14 protein-coding genes and 2 pseudogenes are annotated in these 20,659 nt (G+C 70.3%); 10 read left to right on the top strand and 6 right to left on the bottom strand.

All coding sequences use genetic code 11. The features are described from left to right. Window positions 1–101 precede the first annotated feature (101 nt). Window positions 102–1,799 carry a protein kinase gene (locus ACFWXQ_RS06030; RefSeq protein ID WP_383953310.1) on the bottom strand — a complete coding sequence of 566 codons (1,698 nt, stop codon included), beginning with the start codon at window positions 1,797–1,799 and terminating at the stop codon, window positions 102–104. 296 nt (window positions 1,800–2,095) lie between these two features. On the opposite strand from ACFWXQ_RS06030, the gene ACFWXQ_RS06025 reads away from it, so the two are divergent. Then, a complete protein-coding gene (locus ACFWXQ_RS06025) occupies window positions 2,096–2,266 on the top strand; it encodes a hypothetical protein (protein ID WP_383953320.1) in 171 nt (56 codons plus the stop codon). Here the strand turns inward: ACFWXQ_RS06025 and ACFWXQ_RS06020 are convergent. After that, window positions 2,263–3,153 carry an alpha/beta fold hydrolase gene (locus tag ACFWXQ_RS06020; protein WP_383953312.1) on the bottom strand — a complete coding sequence of 297 codons (891 nt, stop codon included), beginning with the start codon at window positions 3,151–3,153 and terminating at the stop codon, window positions 2,263–2,265. The genes ACFWXQ_RS06025 and ACFWXQ_RS06020 overlap by 4 nt on opposite strands. 87 nt (window positions 3,154–3,240) lie before the next feature. Here ACFWXQ_RS06020 and ACFWXQ_RS06015 point away from each other — a divergent pair, with 87 nt between their 5' ends. After that, on the top strand, window positions 3,241–3,720 hold the full coding sequence (locus ACFWXQ_RS06015; RefSeq protein ID WP_383953314.1) for a MarR family winged helix-turn-helix transcriptional regulator: 480 nt from the start codon (window positions 3,241–3,243) through the stop codon (window positions 3,718–3,720). 119 nt (window positions 3,721–3,839) lie between these two features. Here the strand turns inward: ACFWXQ_RS06015 and ACFWXQ_RS06010 are convergent. Further along, window positions 3,840–4,004: pseudogene (locus tag ACFWXQ_RS06010) on the bottom strand (IS630 family transposase); the annotation flags it as partial. 400 nt (window positions 4,005–4,404) lie between these two features. Here ACFWXQ_RS06010 and ACFWXQ_RS06005 point away from each other — a divergent pair. Then, window positions 4,405–7,341 (top strand): BTAD domain-containing putative transcriptional regulator, encoded by a 2,937-nt coding sequence (locus tag ACFWXQ_RS06005; RefSeq protein WP_383953316.1) that lies wholly within the window; start codon window positions 4,405–4,407, stop codon window positions 7,339–7,341. Between the two features lie 301 nt (window positions 7,342–7,642). After that, window positions 7,643–8,185, top strand: coding sequence for a sigma-70 family RNA polymerase sigma factor (locus ACFWXQ_RS06000; protein ID WP_383953318.1), 543 nt, complete (start codon window positions 7,643–7,645; stop codon window positions 8,183–8,185). 1,017 nt (window positions 8,186–9,202) lie between these two features. Here ACFWXQ_RS06000 and ACFWXQ_RS05995 read toward each other — a convergent pair. Together ACFWXQ_RS05995 and ACFWXQ_RS05990 are read right to left on the bottom strand one after the other, a co-directional pair. Continuing rightward, window positions 9,203–9,700: a peptidylprolyl isomerase gene (locus tag ACFWXQ_RS05995; RefSeq protein ID WP_383954773.1), complete on the bottom strand. Its 498-nt coding sequence runs from the start codon at window positions 9,698–9,700 to the stop codon at window positions 9,203–9,205. Window positions 9,701–9,920: 220 nt separating this feature from the next. Then, entirely contained in the window at window positions 9,921–10,319 is a 399-nt protein-coding gene (locus ACFWXQ_RS05990) for a hypothetical protein (RefSeq protein ID WP_383954775.1), read from the bottom strand. 87 nt (window positions 10,320–10,406) lie between these two features. Between ACFWXQ_RS05990 and ACFWXQ_RS05985 the strand changes: the two are divergent. Beyond that, window positions 10,407–10,499 (top strand): annotated as a pseudogene (locus ACFWXQ_RS05985) (IS5/IS1182 family transposase); the annotation flags it as partial. Window positions 10,500–10,713: 214 nt separating this feature from the next. Here ACFWXQ_RS05985 and ACFWXQ_RS05980 read toward each other — a convergent pair. Then, window positions 10,714–11,502: a class I SAM-dependent methyltransferase gene (locus tag ACFWXQ_RS05980; protein WP_383954777.1), complete on the bottom strand. Its 789-nt coding sequence runs from the start codon at window positions 11,500–11,502 to the stop codon at window positions 10,714–10,716. 188 nt (window positions 11,503–11,690) lie between these two features. On the opposite strand from ACFWXQ_RS05980, the gene ACFWXQ_RS05975 reads away from it, so the two are divergent. The 5 genes from ACFWXQ_RS05975 (at window position 11,691) to ACFWXQ_RS05955 (ending at window position 20,649) form a co-directional block, all read left to right on the top strand. Then, window positions 11,691–12,941: a sensor histidine kinase gene (locus tag ACFWXQ_RS05975; protein WP_383954779.1), complete on the top strand. Its 1,251-nt coding sequence runs from the start codon at window positions 11,691–11,693 to the stop codon at window positions 12,939–12,941. Beyond that, entirely contained in the window at window positions 12,938–13,570 is a 633-nt protein-coding gene (locus tag ACFWXQ_RS05970; RefSeq protein WP_383954781.1) for a response regulator, read from the top strand. Before ACFWXQ_RS05975 ends, ACFWXQ_RS05970 begins: the two co-directional genes overlap by 4 nt. A 489-nt stretch (window positions 13,571–14,059) precedes the next feature. Further along, window positions 14,060–14,923, top strand: coding sequence for a DUF4132 domain-containing protein (locus ACFWXQ_RS05965; RefSeq protein ID WP_383954783.1), 864 nt, complete (start codon window positions 14,060–14,062; stop codon window positions 14,921–14,923). Between the two features lie 91 nt (window positions 14,924–15,014). Beyond that, the gene (locus ACFWXQ_RS05960) at window positions 15,015–20,126 is read left to right on the top strand and encodes a DNA-binding protein (protein ID WP_386267636.1); all 5,112 of its coding nucleotides are present in this window, start codon (window positions 15,015–15,017) and stop codon (window positions 20,124–20,126) included. 214 nt (window positions 20,127–20,340) lie between these two features. After that, window positions 20,341–20,649 carry a hypothetical protein gene (locus ACFWXQ_RS05955; protein ID WP_383956902.1) on the top strand — a complete coding sequence of 103 codons (309 nt, stop codon included), beginning with the start codon at window positions 20,341–20,343 and terminating at the stop codon, window positions 20,647–20,649. Window positions 20,650–20,659: the final 10 nt, after the last annotated feature.

The raw sequence follows: 20,659 nt of genomic DNA, 5'->3' as shown, positions 1-20,659 counted from the left end.
CCGGCGCGAGGGCGGACGCGTACGACACCAACACGTAGGTGATCCCGGACCGAGTTCAATGGTTTCGGGACCGGAATGGATCTTTCTCGGAACGGACCTGGCTATGCCCCCGCGTCCGTGCACGTGATGGAGAAGGGCACCGTGTTCGAACTCGTCAGCTCGGGGCCCTTGACCTGCACCCCGATCTCGCTCTGGAAGGTTCCCGACTTCTGCCACGCCGTGAGCCGCACCGTGTCCTGCCCCGTACGGTCGCCGCCCGCCGGGAAGGTGACGGTCCGCCACTCCCGGTCGACGACCGAGCCGTCCTTGGACACCCAGCGGTAGGTGAGCTGGGCCGGTGCCTGGTCCACGGCGAACGTGACCGTGAACGTGGGTGCTTGCTCCGCCGGCGGTGGACAGGCGCCCGAGTAGGTGGTGTTGGCCCCGGTCACCGTCACACGGATCATCTGGGCGCCGGCCTGTTCCTGCTCCTGCTCGTCCGCGCTCGGCGCGGCGGCGGGCTCCGCGACGTCCTTCGATCCGCTGTCCGCGCTCTGGGAGGGGGAACTGCTCGCGGTGGCCCGGTTCGGGTCCGCTGTGCCGTCGTTCCCCTGTCCGGTCAGGGCGTAGCCCAGCCCGGCGATGCCCACGACACAGGCGACCGCTCCGGCGACGAGAACGGCGGAAATGCTCCGGTTGCGCCGAGGGGCCTCGGGGGCGGGTGGCGTGTGGGGGGTGGAGTGCGTCGGCGCCGACTGCGCGGGTGCTCCCGTGACGGTCGGTGCGAACTCGGGCGCACCTGTCACGACCGCCGGTGCCGGTGTGGCTGGGGTGGCGGCTGTTCCGGCGGGCGACGACGCGACCGTCCCGGCCGTGGGCGGCTCTGAGGCGGTGGGCGCGTCCTGGGCCCGGGGGATGCGCGGGTCCTCGGCGAGGGGAGTGTCCACCACCGTCGGCGTGGCGGCGACCGCGGGTGTGCCGCCCGCCGCGACGAGGCGCAGATTCTTCTCGGCCTGCTCGGCCGGTGTACGGTCCGCCGGTTCCTTGCGCAGCAGCCCCTCGATCACGGAGCCCAGCGGCCCTGCTCTGCGCGCGGGCGGCAGTTCGTCGTCGACGATGGCACGCAGGGTGCTGAGAGGGGTGTTCTGGCGGTAGGGGGAGATGCCCTCGACAGCCGCGTAGAGGAGTACGCCGAGGGACCACAGGTCGGACTCCGGCCCGGGGGTGCGGCCCAGGGCGCGTTCGGGTGGCAGGTACTCGGGTGAGCCGATGACCTCACCCGTCCTGGTGAGGGAGGAGTCGCCCTCGACCGTGGCGATGCCGAAGTCGGTGAGGACCACTCTGCCGTCGGCGGCGAGCAGGACGTTGGCCGGCTTCACATCGCGGTGGAGCACCCCGGCGGCGTGCGCGGCGCGCAGGGCGGCCAGGATCCCGGCGCCGATCTCCGCGGCCCGCGCGGGGCCGAGGGGCCCCTTGTCGAGCAGGTCGGCCAGGGATTCCCCGCGGACGAGCTCCATGACGATCCACGGACGGCCGTCCTCGGTGGCGACATCGAAGACGGTGACCACGTTGGGGTGGGTCACACGGGCCGCGGCCCAGGCCTCGCGTTCCAGCCGGGTGTACATGCGCTCGACGTCCGGAGCGGGCAGACCCGCGGGGGCACGCACCTCTTTGACGGCGACTTCGCGCTGCAGCACCTCGTCGTGGGCGCGCCACACCGTGCCCATGCCGCCCTCGCCGAGGGGGGCCAGCAGTCGGTAGCGACCCGCGATCACGCGCTCACGGCCCGGTTCCACCGGCACGGTCTCCTCGTTGTTCATCGGGGCGATTCTTCCTCTCTTCATGAAGCGGCCGGAGCGAGCACGGAGACGGCCGCCCGGCGGGCTCGCTCCCCGCAGACCGGACGAGATCGCGACACCGCGGCGGCGCCCACCCGCCGAGCCGGGCCAGAAGCTGCTACGTGCTACACGTGGGAGGACGTCTCGAGAGTTCAACTCGGCGAAAGAAATCTGCCGCCGCGTCCTCGGGAACGGCAGCCGCCGGGCAAGAACCGGTACGGAACGGTCTGTACGGTCTGTGCGGTCTGTTCGGCGGGGGTCGGCCATGGCCCGACGCAGTGCCGGCGGAACCGTACCTGCGCTGGCGCAACGCCAACGCCCGCCACCCGGGCGTCCTGGCAGCCGAACGCAAGGAACGCGCCCGCATCCGCAGCGAAGAGGGCATCCGCTGGGGCGGACGCCCCTTCGTCACTGACGCGATCGGCGGACCGGTGCGGTCAGAACACTAGAGGGCGTCGATGTTCCCGATGAATTCGAGAATGGCCTTCGCCAACTCCGCGGGGGCTTCCATCGCGGCATAGTGACCCACACCGTCGAGTGACACCGAGCTGACTTCGGTTGCTGTGGCCTGGGACATGGTGCCGACTGTGAAGGGGCCTCCGCCCGCGCCGACCGCGAGTACAGGCACGGTCAGGCCGTGCGTGTCGGCAAGAGCCTTGATCTCGGGGCCCTCCCTCAGCATCGACTGGTAGAGGCCGATCGCTCCGCGCCAGCCGTCGGGGCGCGAATAGGTGCGGGCGAACTCCTCGATGTCGGTGTCGGTAATGGCTCCTGGGGTCGCGTTCAGGGCGGGGAATGCGAACTGCCCCAGAAACTCCCGCTCGCGGCCGGCCAGGAGCATCTCGGGAATGCCGGGTGCGGCGAGGACACCGATGTGCCAGGCGCCGCCGTGGGTGATGTCGGCCAGCGTTTCGAGGCCGAATCCGGGCAGGCCCATCTCGATCGCGGTGAGACTGCGTACGTCCTGCGGGTGGGTGGCCGCCAGGCGGAAGACGGTCGCTCCGCTGATGTCCTGCCCGGTCAGGTGGACCGGGCCGACGCCGAGCTGTTCGATGAGAAGGTGCAGGTCCTCGGCGGAGGTCTTGCTGTCGTACTCGCCCGGCCCGTTGTCGGAGTCCCCGAAGCCGCGCAGGTCGACGGCGAAGACTTGGTGGCTCTCCGCGAGGAGCGGGATGATCTTGTGGAAAGTCCACCAGCTCTCGGGAAACCCGTGGACCAGAAGGACTGGCGATCCACTGGTTCCCGCCGCTGCGTAGTGCAACTGAGTCCCGTTGACCTCCGTGAGGTGGTGGGAGATACCCGCAAGCGTGGGACCTGGATGTGTGGTGTCCATCATTCTCCTCAATTCGACAACCTTGTTGTCCAAGACAATAGACAACATGGTTGTCGATATGCAACCCGTGGGTCGCCGTAGTCTTCTTCCATGTCACGATCTGGCGCTGATCTCGCACTGCTCCTGCTCGGAGGTTTTCGCTCGCTGGTGGACGCCGCGACCGCCGAGCTGGCCCGCCGCGGCTACGAGGACGTGCGTCCTGTCCATGACTTCGCCATGCGAGCCATCGCCGCCGGCGCGGACAACGCTTCAGAACTCGGGCGGCGCCTGTCGGTCTCCAAGCAGGCGGCAGCGAAAACCATCACGGTGCTGCAGGAGCGCGGATACGTGGCACGAGACACGGACCCCCTCGACGCCCGCCGTAAGCGCCTGCACGTCACCCCACTCGGCCACGAAGTGCTGCGACAAGGCGAATCGATCTTTGACGAGTTGCGCGATCAATGGAAACAGCAGATCGGTTCCCACGAGCTCGCGAGCCTCGAGACGCACCTGGCGGACCTGGTTGGCGCTCAGCCGGTGCGTCTTGACGCACCGGGCTGGATCGTGCAAGACCTCGGAGAGCCGGTCTGACTACTCGTTCCGCCCAGGGCGGGGCCTGCCCTGGGATGTCAGTGCCGTCGAGGATTCCATCCCTCCGATCGGAGAACCCTCGATACGGCCGTCCACAGGCAGTCGAGAAGGACTCGCTCCCGCACCAGCTGGGCGATCACCGGCACCCGGTTCCCGCCGGCCGAGGCCAGCAGCAGCATCGCCCGCCGGTAGCGCACCGAGTTGGTACTGCCCCGGCACATTGTCTGCTGCAGCTTCTGCCCCTCCCGGTCGGTCAGTCTGCGCACACGGACCGGCTCGGCCACCGCGCCTCCAGCAGTCGGATCGGACGTCACCGCACGGCCAACCGCCACGACCACCAACCCGGCGAACCAACGCGGTCAGAGCACTGGCGACGGAACCCGTGGGCCGTTGACTGAGCTTCGCCGCCGCGGCGCTTCACGAGGGATGCGGCTGCCGGAACGGTGAACCGCTCTTGCACGGGCGGCCCGGAAGCGGCCGGAACGGCTGCAGACGGCATCGATTTCCCCGCTCGGGACAGCCGCCGGAGGAGTGCCGCCGGGGCGGCGGCACGGCGCACCGATGGGGGTAGGCTCCCCTCGGCCCGGTCCCGTCGAGCGGAGCGGACCCGGCCCGTCGGCTCACGCCCGTGACCGGGGCGTCGTCGACCCTCATCCGCTCCGCTTGTCGGTACGAGGGACCACTGTGCATACGCGTTTCACCGTGCTCGGCCCGCTGAGGGCCTGGCGGGGCAGGATCGAGCTCGAACTGGGACCGCCCAAGCAGCGCGCGCTGCTCGCGTTCCTCCTCGCGCAACCCAACCACCCGGTCGGTACGCACGAGATCGTCGACGCCCTGTGGAGCCAGAACCCGCCGGACAGCGCAGTGAACGTCGTGCACCGTCACATCGGGGCACTGCGCCGCCTGTTCGAACCCGACATGCCGAGCAGGGGAACGTCACGGTGGCTGGTGCGGGCATCGGGCGGCTACCGCCTGGACGCCGACCCCGAATCCCTCGACCTGCTGCGCTTCCGGCACCTGCGGGAGCGCGCGTCCGGGACCGGGGAACCGGCCGAGGCCACCGAACTGCTGGTGGAGGCCCTGACCCTGTGGCGAGGCCCCACGGCGTCCGGGATACCGCCGGAGGTACGGGCTCATCCCGCCTTCGGCGCGGTGGACGGCGAACACCTGGCCGCGGTCAAGCAGGCGGCCGAGCGGGCGCTGGAGACCGGGCGGGAACTGCGCGCACGTGTGCTGGTGACCCTGCGTCAGGCCGCCGCCCTGCACATGCTCGACGAGGCGTTGCAGGCCCGGCTGATCCTGATGCTCGCCGCCACCGGCCACCAGGCCGAAGCCCTGGAGGTCTACCGGATCGTCCGCGCCCGCCTCGCCGACGATCTGGGCGTCCAGCCCGGCCCGGAACTCCAGGACGCGCAACGGCAGGTGCTGGCACAGACATACGCCTGGGACGACGCGGCCCCTGCCGAGGAAACGCGACCCGCCGACCACACGAGCGCGGACGCGCCGACAGAGACGGCCGGCACCGGCCGGGAGAACGAGACAGCCGAGCCGTTCGACATCGACCACCGGATGTCACTCGTCGTCCCGCCCGCCCAACTCCCCGCGAAACTGCCCGCGTTCACCGGCCGGCGCGACGAACTCGCCCGTTTCCGTGGGCTGCTGCCGGGCTATTCGGCCCCTACGGTGGTCATCAGCGCGATCGGCGGCATGGCCGGTGTCGGCAAGACCGCCCTCGCCGTGCACTGGGCGCACCAGGTGGCCGACCACTTCCCGGACGGCCAGTTGTACGTCGACCTGCGCGGCTTCCACCCCAGCGGAACGGTGATGAGCCCGGCCGAGGCCATCCGCTCCTTCCTCGACGCCCTCGGGGTGCCCGCCCAGCGTGTCCCCGCCGGGCTGGACGCGCAGGCAGCCCTCTACCGCAGCCTGCTCGCGCGGCGCCGTGTGCTGATCGTGCTGGACAATGCCCGCGACACCGAGCACGTACGTCCGCTGCTGCCCGGAGCGCCCGGGTGCCTCGTCGTCGTCACGAGCCGGCACCAGCTGTACGGACTGGTGGCCGCCGAGGGCGCGCACTCCCTGACGCTGGACGTCCTCGGCGAGGACGACGCCCTGCGGTTCCTCTCCGACCGCCTCGGGCCCGACCGGATAGCGCGGGACCCGCACGCTGCCCGCGCCATCGCCGCCGCGTGCGGGGGCCTGCCGCTCGCACTGGCCGTCGTCAGCGCCCGTGCCGCGATCAACCCCGCCTTCCCGCTGTCCGGGATCGCCGAGGAACTGGCGGAGAGCGAGGGCAGCCTCCAGGCATTCTCCGGCGAGGCACCCACCGCCGACGCCCGCAGCGCCTTCTCGTGGTCGTACCGACTCCTCAGCCCGGAAGCGGCACGCATGTTCCGGCTGTTCGCGCTCCATCCGGGCGACGACTGCTCAGTTGCCGCCGCCGCGAGCCTGGCCGGACAGCGCCGCGACCAGGTTCGGCCGCTGCTGGCCGAGCTGAGCCGGGCCCACCTGGTGTCGGAGACCAGGCCGGGACGCTTCGGCTGCCACGAACTGCTGCGCGCCTACGGGACCGAACTGGGCAAGGCGCTGGACGCCCCGCCGGAGCGGAGGGCGGCCCGGCGCCGCATGTTCGACCACTACCTGCACAGCGCGCACGCGGCGGACGGCGTCCTCGCGCCGAGCCGGGAACGCCTCACCCTGGACCCGCCCCTGCCCGGAACGATCGTGTCGGAATTCGCCGACCAGACCCGCGCCGCCGAGTGGCTGGAGACCAACCGGTCCGTGCTGCTCGCCGCCGTCGAGCAGAGCGCCCGGCGCGGCTGCGGCGAACAGAGCTGGCAGCTCGCGGCCACCATCGAGCTGTACCTCGACCGCAACGGCCACCGTCAGGAACAGTTCATCGCCCAGACGACGGCGGCGCGGGCGGCACAGCGGCTCGGCGACCTGCGCGGACAGGCTCACACCCACCGGGCGCTCGGCTTCGCCAACGGCCGACTGGAGCGCTGGGAGGACGCGGCCGGGCATCTGGCCCGCGCCCTGGACCTGTTCGCCGACATCGGGGACCAGGCCGGACAGGGGCGCGTGCACCGCTACGCGGCCTTCCTCGCCAACGCGCGCGGCCGCCACGAGGAGGCCCTGGAGCACTACGCCCAGGCGGCTGTCCTCTACCGCGAGGCCGGACGGCGCAGCGGGGAGGCCAGCGTGGCCAACGAGGTCGGCTGGACCCACATCCTGACGGGCCGGTACAGGAAGGCGCTGGAGGAGTGCGGCCGGGCCCTGGCCGTCCACCAGGAGATCGGCGACCGCAACGGTGCGGCCGCGGCGTGGGACAGCCTCGGCTACGCCCACCACCACCTGCACGAACACGACCGCGCACTGACGTGCTACGAGCACGCCCTGCAGCTCTACAGGACGATCCGCGACCGCTACCTGGAGGCGGACACGCTCGTCCACATCGGCGACACCCACCACGCGGCGGGGGAGCACGAACGGGCCGCGGACGCGCGGCGTCAGGCACTGGACATTCTCGACGACATAGGCCACCCGGACGCCGAGGCGGTGCGCGGGAAACTGAAGGACGCGGTCGCTGCCGGCGCTGGGGAGCAGCCAGGTCACTGCTGACGGTGGAGTGGCCCGCCAGGACGGAGCGGTGCGGATCGGCGCGGATCGATCCGAATCGGTACGGATCGTCCGGTCCGGAACATTCCGATCCGGCGTCAGAAAACCGTCACAGTTTCGGAAGAGGGCCCTGCCTACGCTCACCGCTCCGCTTCTTCGGGGCCCCTAAGCCCCTTCCCCGCGTATGCCGTACCGGTCACCCCACCGCGGCCGCGTTCCCCTGCTCGCCGCGTATCCGGGTGCGAGTACGGGCACCCGGCGTGAGGGAGAGGAGCGCACCGAACTCCCCCTCAGAAACGGGAAGATGAACACGATCACCGTCGCGGAGACCGCCTCGCCCGCGCATCAGGAGCAGTTGCTCGACGAGCTGGTCTCCGACCACACGACGGCGCTGCTCGCCTACACGGAGAAGCTGCTGAGCGACCGGCACACCGCGGAGGACATAGTTCAGGAGACCCTCATCCGTGCGTGGCCGCACACGGAACGCCTCTACAGCACCGAGGGATCCGTGCGGGGCTGGCTGCTGACCGTCGCGCGCAACCTGATTGTCGACCGCATGCGCAGTGCCTCCGTCCGCCGGGAGTGCGTCGGCATCGACAACCGTGACGTCGTCCTGCCCGATCACTCCGAATCCGTGCTGCTCTCCGTCGAGACGACCTCCCTGCTGCGCCAGCTCTCCCACGACCACCGGGAGGTGCTGGTGCACACCTATCTGTGCGGCCGGACCATCAAGGAGACGGCCCACATCCTCAGGATCCCCGCCGGAACGGTCAAGTCGCGCCAGCACTACGCCCTCAACGCGCTGCGGGCCCGCATGACACCGAGGGACCCCGCCACGACGAACTGACCCGCACACGCCTTCGCGGTTGCCCATCACACGCTCCCCTCGTCGTCCGTCGTTTGTCGTCCGCCACCCGGCGGACTTCAAGAGGTACACGGAACCGCGGGTACGGAAGGTTCGACGGTGTGGGTGAGAGGGCCGGTACGCGTTCGGGGCCCGGTCACCGGACTGGGCCCCGAACACGTATCAGGGGGAGTCAGCCGGTGCCTTGCCGTTGTGACTGTGGACGACCTGGTGGTAGCCGTCGCTCGTGGGCAGGTGACCCGGTGACCCGGTGACAGGAACGGCGTAGCCCCGTCACGACGGCTCTGCGGTCGTCGCCGCTCTGTATCCAGGTCTCGCGCGTCCTGGCGAGGATGAACAAGCTCGTAGTCCATGGCGAGTCGGAAGGCGATCGCAACGGTCAGCTGAGGTGCGGTCAGGCTCAGTGCGCCGAGTTCCTGGGAGCCCAGCACCGAGGCCAGATGCCCGTCCTGGAAACCCAGACCACCACGTCGAGTGCGGTGCCCGAGCACGGCGACCCAGGGTGCCCGGTCGCCGAGCATCGTGCGGAAGTCGACGAGGCGGGCCACGACGCCGGTGACCTCGCCGGGCCCGTCGCCTCGTATGTCCCGTACGCGCTGGACCAGTTCGGGGGCTCCGTGGAGCAGACTGCCCGAGCCGACCAGCGCGGGGGCGTGGGCGGACCTTTGCGGTCGCGTCTAGCAGCTCTGGACCTCGTCGGTGGTGACGGGTCGGGTCCGTTGGTCTCGGGGACCTTGCCGTCGGGCTCCAGGGCGCTCACGTTGTCGCCCTTGTTGCCAGCGATGAGGAGCGCTCACGTGATCGATACCCGAGTCCTCGGGCATCGACCGACGTTCTTGGCGTGCCACCCGCTGCTCGGCCGAGGCACGCGAGTGGCTGGCGCGAGCAGAATGATGATGCGCCCGACTCGGGTGCTGCCGTGGCGGCCCCGGGCCGAGCGGGCGGATGCGCGGCCAGACAGCCTGCGTCGAGCCGGCCCCGCCGCCCGGGGCGAAGGCGCTACTTCTCCAGGACGCCTGAGGAAGCGATCTCGATCTTCGCGCGGGTGGCACCGGAACGCGAGCCGAGGGACTCGATCTTCTTCACCAGGTCCTGGCCCTCGACGGCTTCGCCGAAGACCACGTGCTTGCCGTCCAGCCACGGGGTGAGCACCGTGGTGATGAAGAACTGCGAGCCGTTGCTGTTGGGGCCGGAGTTCGCCATCGACAGCAGGAACGGCTTGTCGTGCTTGAGCTTGAAGTTCTCGTCGGCGAACTTCTGGCCGTAGATGCTCTTGCCGCCGGTGCCGTCGCCGCGGGTGAAGTCGCCGCCCTGGAGCATGAAGTCCGGGATGACACGGTGGAAGCCCGAGCCCTCGTATCCGAAGCCGTGCTGGCCGGTGGCCAGCTCACGGAAGTTCTGCGCCGTTTTGGGGACGACGTCGTCGTACAGCTTGAAGACGATCCGGCCCGCAGGGCTGCCGTCAATGTTGATGTCGAAGAAGACGTTGGTAGACATGGAGAGATCCTGTCACGGCCCCGCCTACTGCCCTGGAGCCGCCCCGGTTCGTCCACCAAGAAGACCAAATTCCGAGTATGCCCACCCGCGATGGTTCTCGCCGTCGAGGTGTCACCGTGGCAGCATGCCTGCCTCCACGACCTGCTCCTCGAAGCCGAGGGTCTGCAGGTTCTGCCGGTAGTAGCGGCTGCGGTCGGGCAGAGGGCGGCTGCGGATCAGCTCAGGGCTCGAACGAGTCCTTCGTGCTCGGCCTCCGAGAGCGTTTGACACCGCTGCACGCCAAGAGCTCGGTCCCGGCGGCGTCGAAGTACAGAGTGAAGAACCAGAGCCGATCGGTTGCGTCGATGATCCCGGTACGCAGTTGCTCGCCGCGGTGCCGCGCGAGGATCTCAACGGTCTCATCGAGGCCGATGATCTCCTGCAGGCCGCGGGCCAACGACCGTCTCAACCTCGCTGCGGCGATGCCGGCGACCATCGAATGGGGCACCTCCCTGTCCCAAACCGTTACCTCGGCGCCGGCGGCGATGGCCTCGCGTGCTGGCTTGCACGCGCTTGTCTGGTTGGTGAGCATCGCGGCGACGATGTCGGGCTGACTTGAGGGCTCGTCTCCGGTGGCCATGCGGTGACTGTAGAGACGGAACATGGGCGTTGCTACAGGATTGCGGCGTGGCCTGGGCTGGTGGGTGGGGAGACAGAGGATCGCGATGCTGTGGCCGACCGGATCATCGATCACCTCGGTCCCGCGCTTGCCCTGCGGCCTCGCATGCGGTTCGCCAAGGACACCGTGCTCATCGTGGAGCCCAACTCTGTTTGGAAAAAGCCGAGTTGAGACGGGCGAATGAGATCCTGAAGGCTGACTCGGTGCCTTTCGCGAAGGAGCTCGACCAGCCCCGCACGAGACCGACACGGTGATCAACCACCCCCGCGAGGGCATTCCTGGATCTGAGGCAGGTCGACGTGCGAGAGGGGCCTGCTCGCGGAGTAGTGAGGCGGGCCCATCCACGTCCTCTGTCTCACCGGGGACCGAGGTCCCCATGGGTCACACGGATTTTGGACTGGCCGTGCGGGAGTTCCTCCCAGTTGTCCATGAAGTGCGCCCGCAGTCCGTGTTGTTCGGCCAGGGCCGTGAGCGTTTCGGTGCGGTAGTAGAAGTCCTCCCGCAGGACGTGGTGTTCCTCGCCCTCGGTGCGGTCGAAGGTGAAGTCGAACCAGCCGCCCGGGGCGAGTACCCGGCCGACGTGGGCCAGGCATTCGTCGATGACGGAGAGCGGCGAGTGCGAGAAGACGCTGTGCGCGTGCACCACGTCGAAGTGTGCGTCGGGCAGGAACCGCAGCGTCAGGTCGCGGACCGGGGTCAGCGTGGGGAGCTGCTGTTGCAGGCCCATCTCCACGACGGTGTCCTGGGCGGCGACGAGGATGTCGGGCGAGATGTCGATGCCGTGGTAGTGCCCGGGCTCGAGGTGCCGGATGAACCGCCAGCCGGCCCGCAGGTTGCCGCAGCCGATCTCCAGCATGCGGTCTTCTCGGTGCAGGCCGTGGCCGAGAAGGTAGTCGAACTGCATCGCCCCCAGCGCGAGCCATCGCTCACGGCTGCGGCTGCCGACCGCCGCGTCCGGGTCGACCCGGGTGTCGGAGCGCATCACGGCACGGTAGTAGGAGACGTGGTCGGTGTGACGGTGGCGCAGCCACAGGTCCCGGGCGGCGCGGGTCAGATGGCGCGGCACCCGGTCCGGGTGCCGCAGGGCGTAGCTGATGCGGTGGCCGAGGGCGGCGCGGTTGGCGGTGAGGTTCTTCGGGGACATGTGCTCGCTGCCTTTCCGAGGGGTACAAGGTGTGCTTTGAGCCTCGGTGCGGGAGCGGTGCCGTCGGCTCGGTCAACAGGCTGCGGTCCTGCGGAGGTTCGGGGGACGGCCGCGTCAGCCGATCGGTTGATGCGGTGCCGCGTCCGACGCGTTAGACACGGAGGATGAGGACGAGGATGAGGATGAGGATGAGCCACAGTGATCCGGACGAGCGCTGGCTGGGCGCGGTCGTGCACGTCGCGTTCTTCCTGCTGCTCGGCTCCTCGTTCGTCCGCTTCCTGACCCGCGACGCCGGCGGGGCGCGTACCGGGTGGGTGGTGGCGCTGTTCGCGGTCTTCTGTCTGCTGTACGTCCTTGGTCGCTTCCTGGCTCCGGCACCGCCCTCCGGCTCGCCGCCGACCAGGCGCCATCTGGTCTGGCTGGGGTCGGTGTCCGTGGTCTGGGTGGTGCTCCTGGCCCTCGCGCCGAGCGCCACGTGGTGCGCGATGCCGCTGCTGTTCGCGGGTCTGCACGCGCTGCCCCCGCGGATCGCGGTGCCGGTGGCGGCCGTACTCACCGCGCTGGTCGTGGCCTCCCAAGTACGCGTCGCCGAGGGTGCGTTGAACCCCAACATGGTCATCGCCCCGCCCGCTGTCGCCGCGGTCGCCACCGCCGTGATGGTGCATCTGCAGCGTCAGGGGGCCCGGCAGCGCGTCCTGATCGAGGACCTGGTCCACACGCGTCACAACCTTGCTGTCACCGAACGGCGGGCGGGTGTCCTGGCGGAGCGCCAGCGGCTGGCCGCGGAGATCCACGACACGGTCGCGCAGGGCCTGTCGAGTCAGCGAATGCTGCTCCAGGCCGCAGGGCGTGTCTGGCCGACCGACCCGGACGCGGCCCGCGAGCACGTTCACAGGGCGGCGGAGATCACCTCCCGCAGCCTCGCGGAGGCCCGTCGGTTCGTGCACGACCTGGCGCCGGCCGACCTCGCCGACGACACCCTGCCGGGCGCGCTCGCCGTACTCGCCGACCGGGAGAGCGGTCCTGGAGTGACCGTGCAGTTCCGGCTCGACGGCGAGCCCGGCAGGCTGCCGGAACGGGTCGAGGCGGCGCTGCTGCGGATCGCCCAGGGGGCGCTGGCCAACGTACGCGAACACGCGGCGGCGACCCGGGCCGCGCTGACCCTGACCTGCCTGGACGACCAGATCTCGCTGGACGTCGCCGACAACGGGCGCGGATTCGAGGCGGACTCCTCGCGCGCCTCGTCCGGCCCGGCCCCGGACAGCGCGCGCGGGCACGGGCTGCCTGCCATGCGTATCCGGGCCGCACAGGTGGGCGGCACACTCACCGTGGAGTCCACGCCGGGCGAGGGCACCGTCGTGTCGGCGGCGATCCCCCTGGCACCCCTGGCGTCCGCGCCCCTGTTCCCCTCGACCACCCCCAAGGAGCCCGTTCCGTGACGCCCGTCCGGCTGTTGTTGTGCGACGACCACGCCGTGGTACGTGCGGGGCTGCGCGCCCTCCTGTCCAGCGCCGACGGCATCGAGGTGGTCGGTGAGGCGGCCACCGGCGAGGAGGCACTCGCGATGGCTGCCCGGCTGAGTCCGGACGTTGTGCTGATGGACCTCCAGCTCGACGGCGGGATGGACGGCGTGACCGCCACCAGGCGCCTGACCTCCGAGTGTGGTGGGACGGCCCCCCGGGTCCTGGTGCTCACGATGTTCGACACCGACGCCGACATCACCCGGGCCATCGAGGCGGGTGCCACCGGCTATCTACTCAAGGCCGAACACCCTGATGAACTGTTCACGGCGATCCGCCACGCGGCGTCCGGTCGCACGGCTCTGTCGGCCCCGGTGGCCGACCGGTTGATGACCCGGCTGCGCAGCCCGAGTCCCACCCTGTCCCCGCGCGAGCACGAGATCCTCGGACAACTCGCCCGCGGCTCGGGCAACCGGGAGATCGCCCGAGCCCTGTTCATCAGCGAGGCGACGGTCAAGACCCATCTCGGGCGGATCTACGGCAAGTTGGGGGTGGAGACGCGGGCGGGGGCCGTGGCGGTCGCCAAGGAGAGGCGGCTGCTGGAGTGAGCAATTTCAGCTACGGGCCCGGCGCTGCCGCGGAGGAACGGCTGCGGTCACTTCCGCTCCGAACATCCGGAAGCGACCACCCTCGCCGCCTACAACGACGACGACGGCGCACTCTTGGCACTCGCCGCGATACGCCCCATCCCTCACCTTGACTCGCGGACACCGCGATGGTGAAACACGACGGCCTACTGCAGCCCAGCGCCGAGGTGACCGATCCTGTCGAAAGCAACACGTGCGGCTCCAGGTCAGCGGGCCACCGTGGCCGACTGAATGGCGGCGTCTTCACAGAGGTGGACGTGCTGCGCTCCGGGCATCTGGTGGATCGAGGTGACGCCGTCCGAACAGTCGAACACCCGATTGGATGGACGGCACGTCAACTGTCAGTGAGTGCACCTAGTCTTTGGCACCTCGTCACAGTGGGGTGGGCCGATTCGGACTGTCGGCCGTGCTGTGCCGGTTTCCGAATGGTGAAAGAGGCTGAGAAGACTTATGGGTTGGCTGGCTGTGGGCGACAGGTATGAGATCGCTCTGGTGGAGGGCCGGGTGGTGGCGCGGTCCGCGGCGGAGACGTCCTCGGCAGGGCAGGTGAGAACGGTGCCGGGGGAGTTACGGGACCGGCCTGAAGTGGTCGAGTTGCAGCGGTTCGCCGAGTGGCTGGAGCGGCATGCTGCGGAGTGCGTGGCGCAGGTCGATACCTGGATGGTGTCCTCGCTGCCGGTTCCGGCCGGTCTGCTGGCCCGGGTGTGGCCGGATGAGGCGTGGCGGTCGGCGTTGCGTGATCTGGTGGTGGTGGGTGAGGGCCGCGGCGAGGTCGGTTTTCTGCGGGACGCCGATGCCTCGGGTGGGCTTGGGGTGGTGGATCTGGACGGTGAGACCGTCCGTCTGTCTGGCCGTACGGTGACCATGCCGCATCCGGTCCTGCTTCCGGATCTGGGTGAACTGCGGGTGTTCGCGGCGGAGTTGGGGGTGGTGCAGGGGGTCGAGCAGATCCATCGTGCCACCTGGCACAGGCCGGACGGCATCGACGGTGGAGCGGAGACGGTCTCCGAGTTTGCCGGGGCTGAGTACGGCTCGTGGTTCCATCTCTCCGCGCGGGCTGTTTCGCTGGGGTACAAGGTGTCGGGCGGCTGTGTCACGGGCCGGGTGCGGGACGGTGGGCGGGTGGTGACCGTGTCGGTGGACATCGGCAATCCGTATTACGACGAGGGGGGTCACACCGGTGATCTGAGCTGGCGTCGTGGGTGGGACCGGCTGCGGTTGTCGGAGGTGGGTCCGGTGGCGTGGTCGGAGGGCATGCGGATGGCTGCGGCTCTGCACGCGGGCCGCACTGTGGCTGCGGACCATGTCGCGTGAGCGGCATAGCGGCACCGGCGGCGACCGACCGGCGCACAGGGATGAGCAGGGCCCAGGGGATCGGCCGCACGGCCGCGAAAGGCACGGAATCATGAACGACACGGTGGCCGACGGCTCGGTGGCCCGGGGCGATGCGACGGCACAGGCACAGGCGGAGGCGCAGGCGCAGGCGCAGGCGCAGGCGGGGGCTGACGCGCAGGAGCTGTTGCGGGCCGGTGCGGTGCTGCCCCCGGGGACGGCCGGGGGTGGTGACCGGGCGGTGGCGATGTTCACGCAGGCCTACCGGCATCCGGGCCTGGACGACCGGATTGTGGTGCGGCTGGTCGCCGACGGGCAGGGAGGGGGTCTGGGGGCCGGTTTCCTCGGGCTTGAGCCGGAGGGCGGGCCGGTGGAGGTCGGTCTGGGGCAGCCGCGGGCGTTGGGCTTTCCGGAGTGGGTGCTGGTTCATCATCCCTGGGACGGTCATCTGGCGATGTCTCTGGTGGAGGAGATGAACGCGGTGGCGCGGACGGTGAAGTCCAGGCCGAAGAGGGCGCGGGCGGCCTACGAGTCGATCGGGGAGCGGCTGGCGGGTTCGGTGCCGCATTTCCTGCCGACCTTCTACGAGCAGGCGGGCCGGGTGTTCCTGGCGGCCGAGGAGAGGGCGTACGCGTCGCAGATGTTCGTCAACGCGCGCAGGGCGGAGACGGCGCACGCGCTGCCGTTCGACGAGGAGCGCATGGACGTGGTGTTCCTCGAGTTCGCTCTGGCCGAGGCGGTGCCGACGAAGATGCTCTCCGGCTACGCCAAGGGGCTGTCCTCGCGGGTTGCGGCCGCCACGGCGTTCCGGCATGTGCGCGGGCTCTTCGTGCGCCTGGCCGCGCACGGGCTGCCTCCGTCGAGTCCGGGCGCGGGTGATCTGCGCAGACTGGCGAAGGCGGCCGCGGGCCGCGACGCGCTCGCGCAGGAGGTTGCCTATCTGCGCGAGATGCTGGCCCTGCCGGGCACGGTCAAGGCGCCGCCGGGCTGGTGGAAGGCGCACCGGCCGGCGCTGCTGGAACTCGCCGGGCAGGAACCCGCCGTCCGCGGCACCCTGCTGGAGCTGATGCCCTCGGGGTGGGAACTCGCGGACCTGCCGCAGTGGCTGGACCTGTTGGAGAAGTCCGGTGCCACCGCCGGGCTCTGCGACACCACCCTGCCCGCCGAAGTGCGTCCTGCCGACGGCACGGCAGGCTGGACCCGCAGATTCCTGGAACTGTGCAAGGCCGAGTACCGGCACCTCGCTCCGCCAGGGTTCTATCCACTCGTCGACCGCATGGCCGACACCCTGCGCACCGAACTCACCACATCCGAGAGCACGTTGCAGCCCCCGTGCGGTGATGTGAATCTCCTCGACCAGCTGCTGGCCCTGGGCATACCGCTGGCGGATCCGTGGGAGGGCGCGGGAATGGGTCTGAGGGCGTGGGCGGCCTGCGATCAACGGCGCGATCTCGTCGCCCTCGAAGCCGACACCCGCTTCCATCCGGCGTTCCGCACTGCCTGCCCCCAGGAGGAAAGACAGGATGGCATGCGGACCGTCCTCGCCCTGGCCGAGTGCCCCGGTGCACGGCCGATGCTCGCCGAATGGGTGGGCGAGGTCAGCCGGTGGTACGTCACCGCGGAGCTTCCCGGGAACGCCGGTCACTCCGGTGCTCTCAGGACGCTGAGCTGGCTGCCGGGAGACGTACTGGCGGTCGCCGAGACGGCGGTACGAGAAGCGCTGAGCACCGGCATCGCCCCGGCACTCGCCCGCGCCCTGCGGACCGGGATCCTCGACGAACTCGGCTGGCCCGCCTGGGAAGAGGCGGTCGCGGCGGCGCCCGAAAAGCTGGAATCGCTGGAGAATTTCCAGGTCATGGATGCCTGGCCGCATCTCATCGTGCGGCTCGGCCTGCAGATCCGCGTGATCGGTGCGGAGGGCACCCTGCTCACGCACAGGCTGAACCTCCCCGAGAAGCTGACGCGCTCCCCCAGCTATGCCAACTGTCACTACGTGGACGGCGAGTTGTTCGTCTGGTGGAGTTCGTACGTCTCGCCGGACAGGGAGGGTTACTGGCACCAGGACCCTTCGCAGGTGATGCCGGTTGAATACGCCGGCTACTCCCGTGCCTCCCGTGTGGGAGACAACCTGGGCCGCGTCTCCATTCCGTTCCCCGGAGGCGGCCGGGCCACCGGTGGCGGCGTACTGCGCCGAGGAGACACCGTCGTGCCACCGGCTCGGCAGGTGATCAGCGACGGGACGTCGTACTGGGTGTGGGACTACGCGGGGCCCGAGCGGCGGGACCACACCTGGTTCGAGTACGACCCGGTCAGCAACACACAGGGCGAACCCGGGCTGCCGGACTGGTTCGCCGAGGGCGTGCGCACCGCCCCTGAGGGAAGCACCTTCGCGGCGGGCTGGCTGCTGCCCGCCCCCTCCGCCCTACCGAGTCCGATGTGCGCCCCGGTGGACGGGCTGCTCGGCTGGCGGGTGGTGACGCTGCCCGACGGCTCGCGGCGGGGCGAGGACCTGGCCGGACGCTCGGTCGTCGTGCCGCCCGGGACCTACCAGAACCCGCGGTGGGCACTGGAGTTCCCCGGCGCCGACCGGCCCATGGCGGTGAGCAAGCAGTACAACGAGATCCGTCTTCTCAACGCGGACGGCGTGGAGATGGCCGGGATCCCCCGGGACCAGACCGCCGGACCCTTCACCGCGGGCACTCGCCTGCTGCCGCCCCTGCGCTACTGGCACCTGCTCCAGCCCCGCGACCCGCAGGGCTCCGCGGCACTCCGCAAGGTCGACGAGAACACCGCGACGGCCCTGCTGACGGCCGCCGTAGCCGAGCCCGTGAACACCAAGGATGCCGACAGCGCCGAGAACGCGACCGGCACGGACGAGGAGCGCGTGGGAGCAGTCGGCCGGGACCGGCTGGCCGGAGCGGTCCTTACCCTGCTGCCGCAGGTCTCCCACGAGGCACTGCGCACGGGCATCGCCGGGGTGCTGCGGTTCGCCGCCGACCAGCAGCGCATCCTGGACGTGGCGCGCACCCGGCTCGACGCGGCCGTCGCGGGGCATGTCCAGGAGGAGCGACGGGCCGAGCCCGACGACAGCACGCTCACCGCGGCACTGCAGGGCCTCGGCGTCAACGGCGACCGGTGGTGGGCGTACCGCAGGTTGTACAGCTATTACGGCGGGGACGACATCTTCCGGCTGCTGCGGCTGTTCGGGGAGGCGCTGCGGGGCATCACCGAGCCGGTCCCGACGGGGCGTCTGCACCTGGCCCTGCCCGAACAGCGTTGTCTGCGCGCCATGGGCTGGGAGGACCTGCCCACACTGTCCGCGCTGGTGGCTCTCCGGGCCGGTACGGCGGGCACTGTGGACCACCACCGGGAGGCGCTGGACGCGCTCCTCGCCGAACTCGACGCCCAGGAACTCGCGGTGCTGGACCCGGACCACTGGCGCCGGGTCGAACTGCGCCTGGACGAAAGCAACTTCAAGGGGCCCGACGCCGGGAGGTACACGTCCACGGGGAACGTTCTCCCGCTGCACGGCGGCGCGTTCGTCATCTTCCCCTTCGGCACGGAGCAGCACATCGACGGGGGCCGGGTGTACGGGGCGGTCTTCCACGATCCGTCCGGCCGGTTCGAGGCGCCCGCTCCGTACACTCTGGTCTCCGCCGAGCCGTTCGTCACAGGGCGGACATGGGTGCCCGGCTGGTTCACGGCCTTCCGGACCGAGCTGGCCGCGCGCGGCCCGGCGCCCTGGTTCCCGGCCGCTGCCGAGGAGTTCGCCCGGCTCACCGGCGTCACTCCGACCATGGCCCGGCTGGTGGTCGCCGGAGTACCGATGACCGACGACGGGAAAAAGCCCGTGCCCGCCGAGACGCTGAAGGCCATCGGAGTGAAGGCGGCCGATGTGGGGGTGGCCCGAGCGGCTCTGGGCTGCGACTCTGTGGAGTTCGCGGACTCCGGCGTCTGGCAGGCCGTCCTTTCGGCGCTGCTGCCCGCCGAGCCGTCCGGGCTGTGGACGGACGGCCCGGACGTGGCCGCGGCGGCGGAGGTCTTCAACCGGCGGGTGGGCCGGCTGACGCCCCTGCCCGAGGAGGTGCTCCACGACGCGTTCCGCTCGATGGAGCACGCCTCGTGGTGGAAACCGTCCGACGCGTTGCGTGGGTTCCTGGACGTGGCGGCGGAACCGCGGTTGACCCGTGACCTGAACTGGTCGATCGGCAATGGCTACTACCCCCGCTCCGAAGGGGACACGCCAGGCTTCGACACCGACGTCCTGAACGGTTCGGTGGCCCTGGCTGCCTGGCTTGCCCACCGTCTTCCGGCCGGCGATCCGGTTCGCGCCGTCCTGCCCTCGGTGCTGACCGCGATACGTGAACGGCTGGCCCACCCGCACCTGTTGGTCAGCCTCGGCAGACGGGTCGGTCTGGAGGCCCTGCGCCGGGCTGCCGGGGCTCCCACGGAGACCGGCGGCGACTTCGTGCGCTACGGCGCGGTGGTGGTGTCCGCCAGGGCCGACGATCCCATGCCCGCGGTCGCCCCGGTGCTGCTGGACCCGGCCGGGAGCGACCCCCACATGGCGGCACTGTTCGCCGGCAAGAGGCCGAGCCCCGGGGAGACCTCCCTCCGCCTCGTCCACGACCAGCGGTTCGCGGAGTTGCTCGCCGATCCCGGCAACCCGGTGGCGGGCGAGCGCGACGCGGACGGTCTGTGGTGGCCGCAGGACCCGGCCCGGTCGGTGCCCGACCTCGTCGGTGAAGTGGCCGAGCGGTACGGCATCGGTGAGGACGCCGCCGTCATCTATCTGATGCTGCTCGCCATGCCGGATCCCACCGACCGCAACACCGCGAGCTGGACGGGCTGGACGAAGCAGCGCGGTGGAACGGCCCGGCTGCGGGCCGCCCGTGCCGAACTCGCCGCCACCGACCTTGTGGTCGATGGCAGTCGCAGCCGAGCCGGACGCTCACTGTTCCTGCCCGGCGGCTGGGCTCAACTCCCGCAGCCGCACACTCCGACGGAGCGGTGGAAGGTGGCGCTGTACGACCTGTTCGACGGCGAGGAAGCCGCCCTGGGCGTCATCGTGCCCACCGGTCCCGTCGCCGCCCTCTACCGCACGGCCTGGCAACGAGTCCTGGACGGCGACGAACCCCGCCTGGAGGAACTGGAAGTACCCCGACCGGGCAGGGGCCGCCGCTGATCCCGACGATGGAGGCGGAGGCGGTCACCGCGCAGCGCACGACCGCCTCCGCCGACCGGGACTGGGATTGGGACCGGGACTGGGACCGGCGAGATTACAGGCGCGATTGAACGGCTCGCGCTCCTGAGGCTTGTCCCGTAACGATATGAGAGTCCGTCGTTTCCTGCGGCGGGAGGGCGAATCAATTTGGGAGGGCTGTGGCTAGATTCCTCGTATGTCTTCGCATCTCAGTCATGGTGCTTCCGGAGCCCTGCGACGCTTCGCTGGATGGCTCGCTCGGGGGTCGGTGAGCCACCCGCTGCTGGAAGGGATCGACTACTGGGAGGAGTTGCGTGCGTCGCCCTCCCAGATGGAGATCTGTGTCGCGATCTTCGCCAACGTCCTCGAACTGGACGAGCAGGGAGAACCGGTCAACGAGAAGCACGCGGAGCGCCGGGCCGCAGCCTGGATCTACCGGTATTGCACCGGGGAGCTGCCCCCGGAGGAACCGGAAATCGAGCCGTGGGAATGTCAACTTCATTGACCGCTGACGT

Source organism: Streptomyces sp. NPDC058697, assembly GCF_042715345.1.
In the GTDB taxonomy this organism is placed as follows: Bacteria; Actinomycetota; Actinomycetes; order Streptomycetales; family Streptomycetaceae; genus Streptomyces; species Streptomyces liliifuscus.
This window is presented reverse-complemented; position numbering and strand designations above follow the sequence as displayed.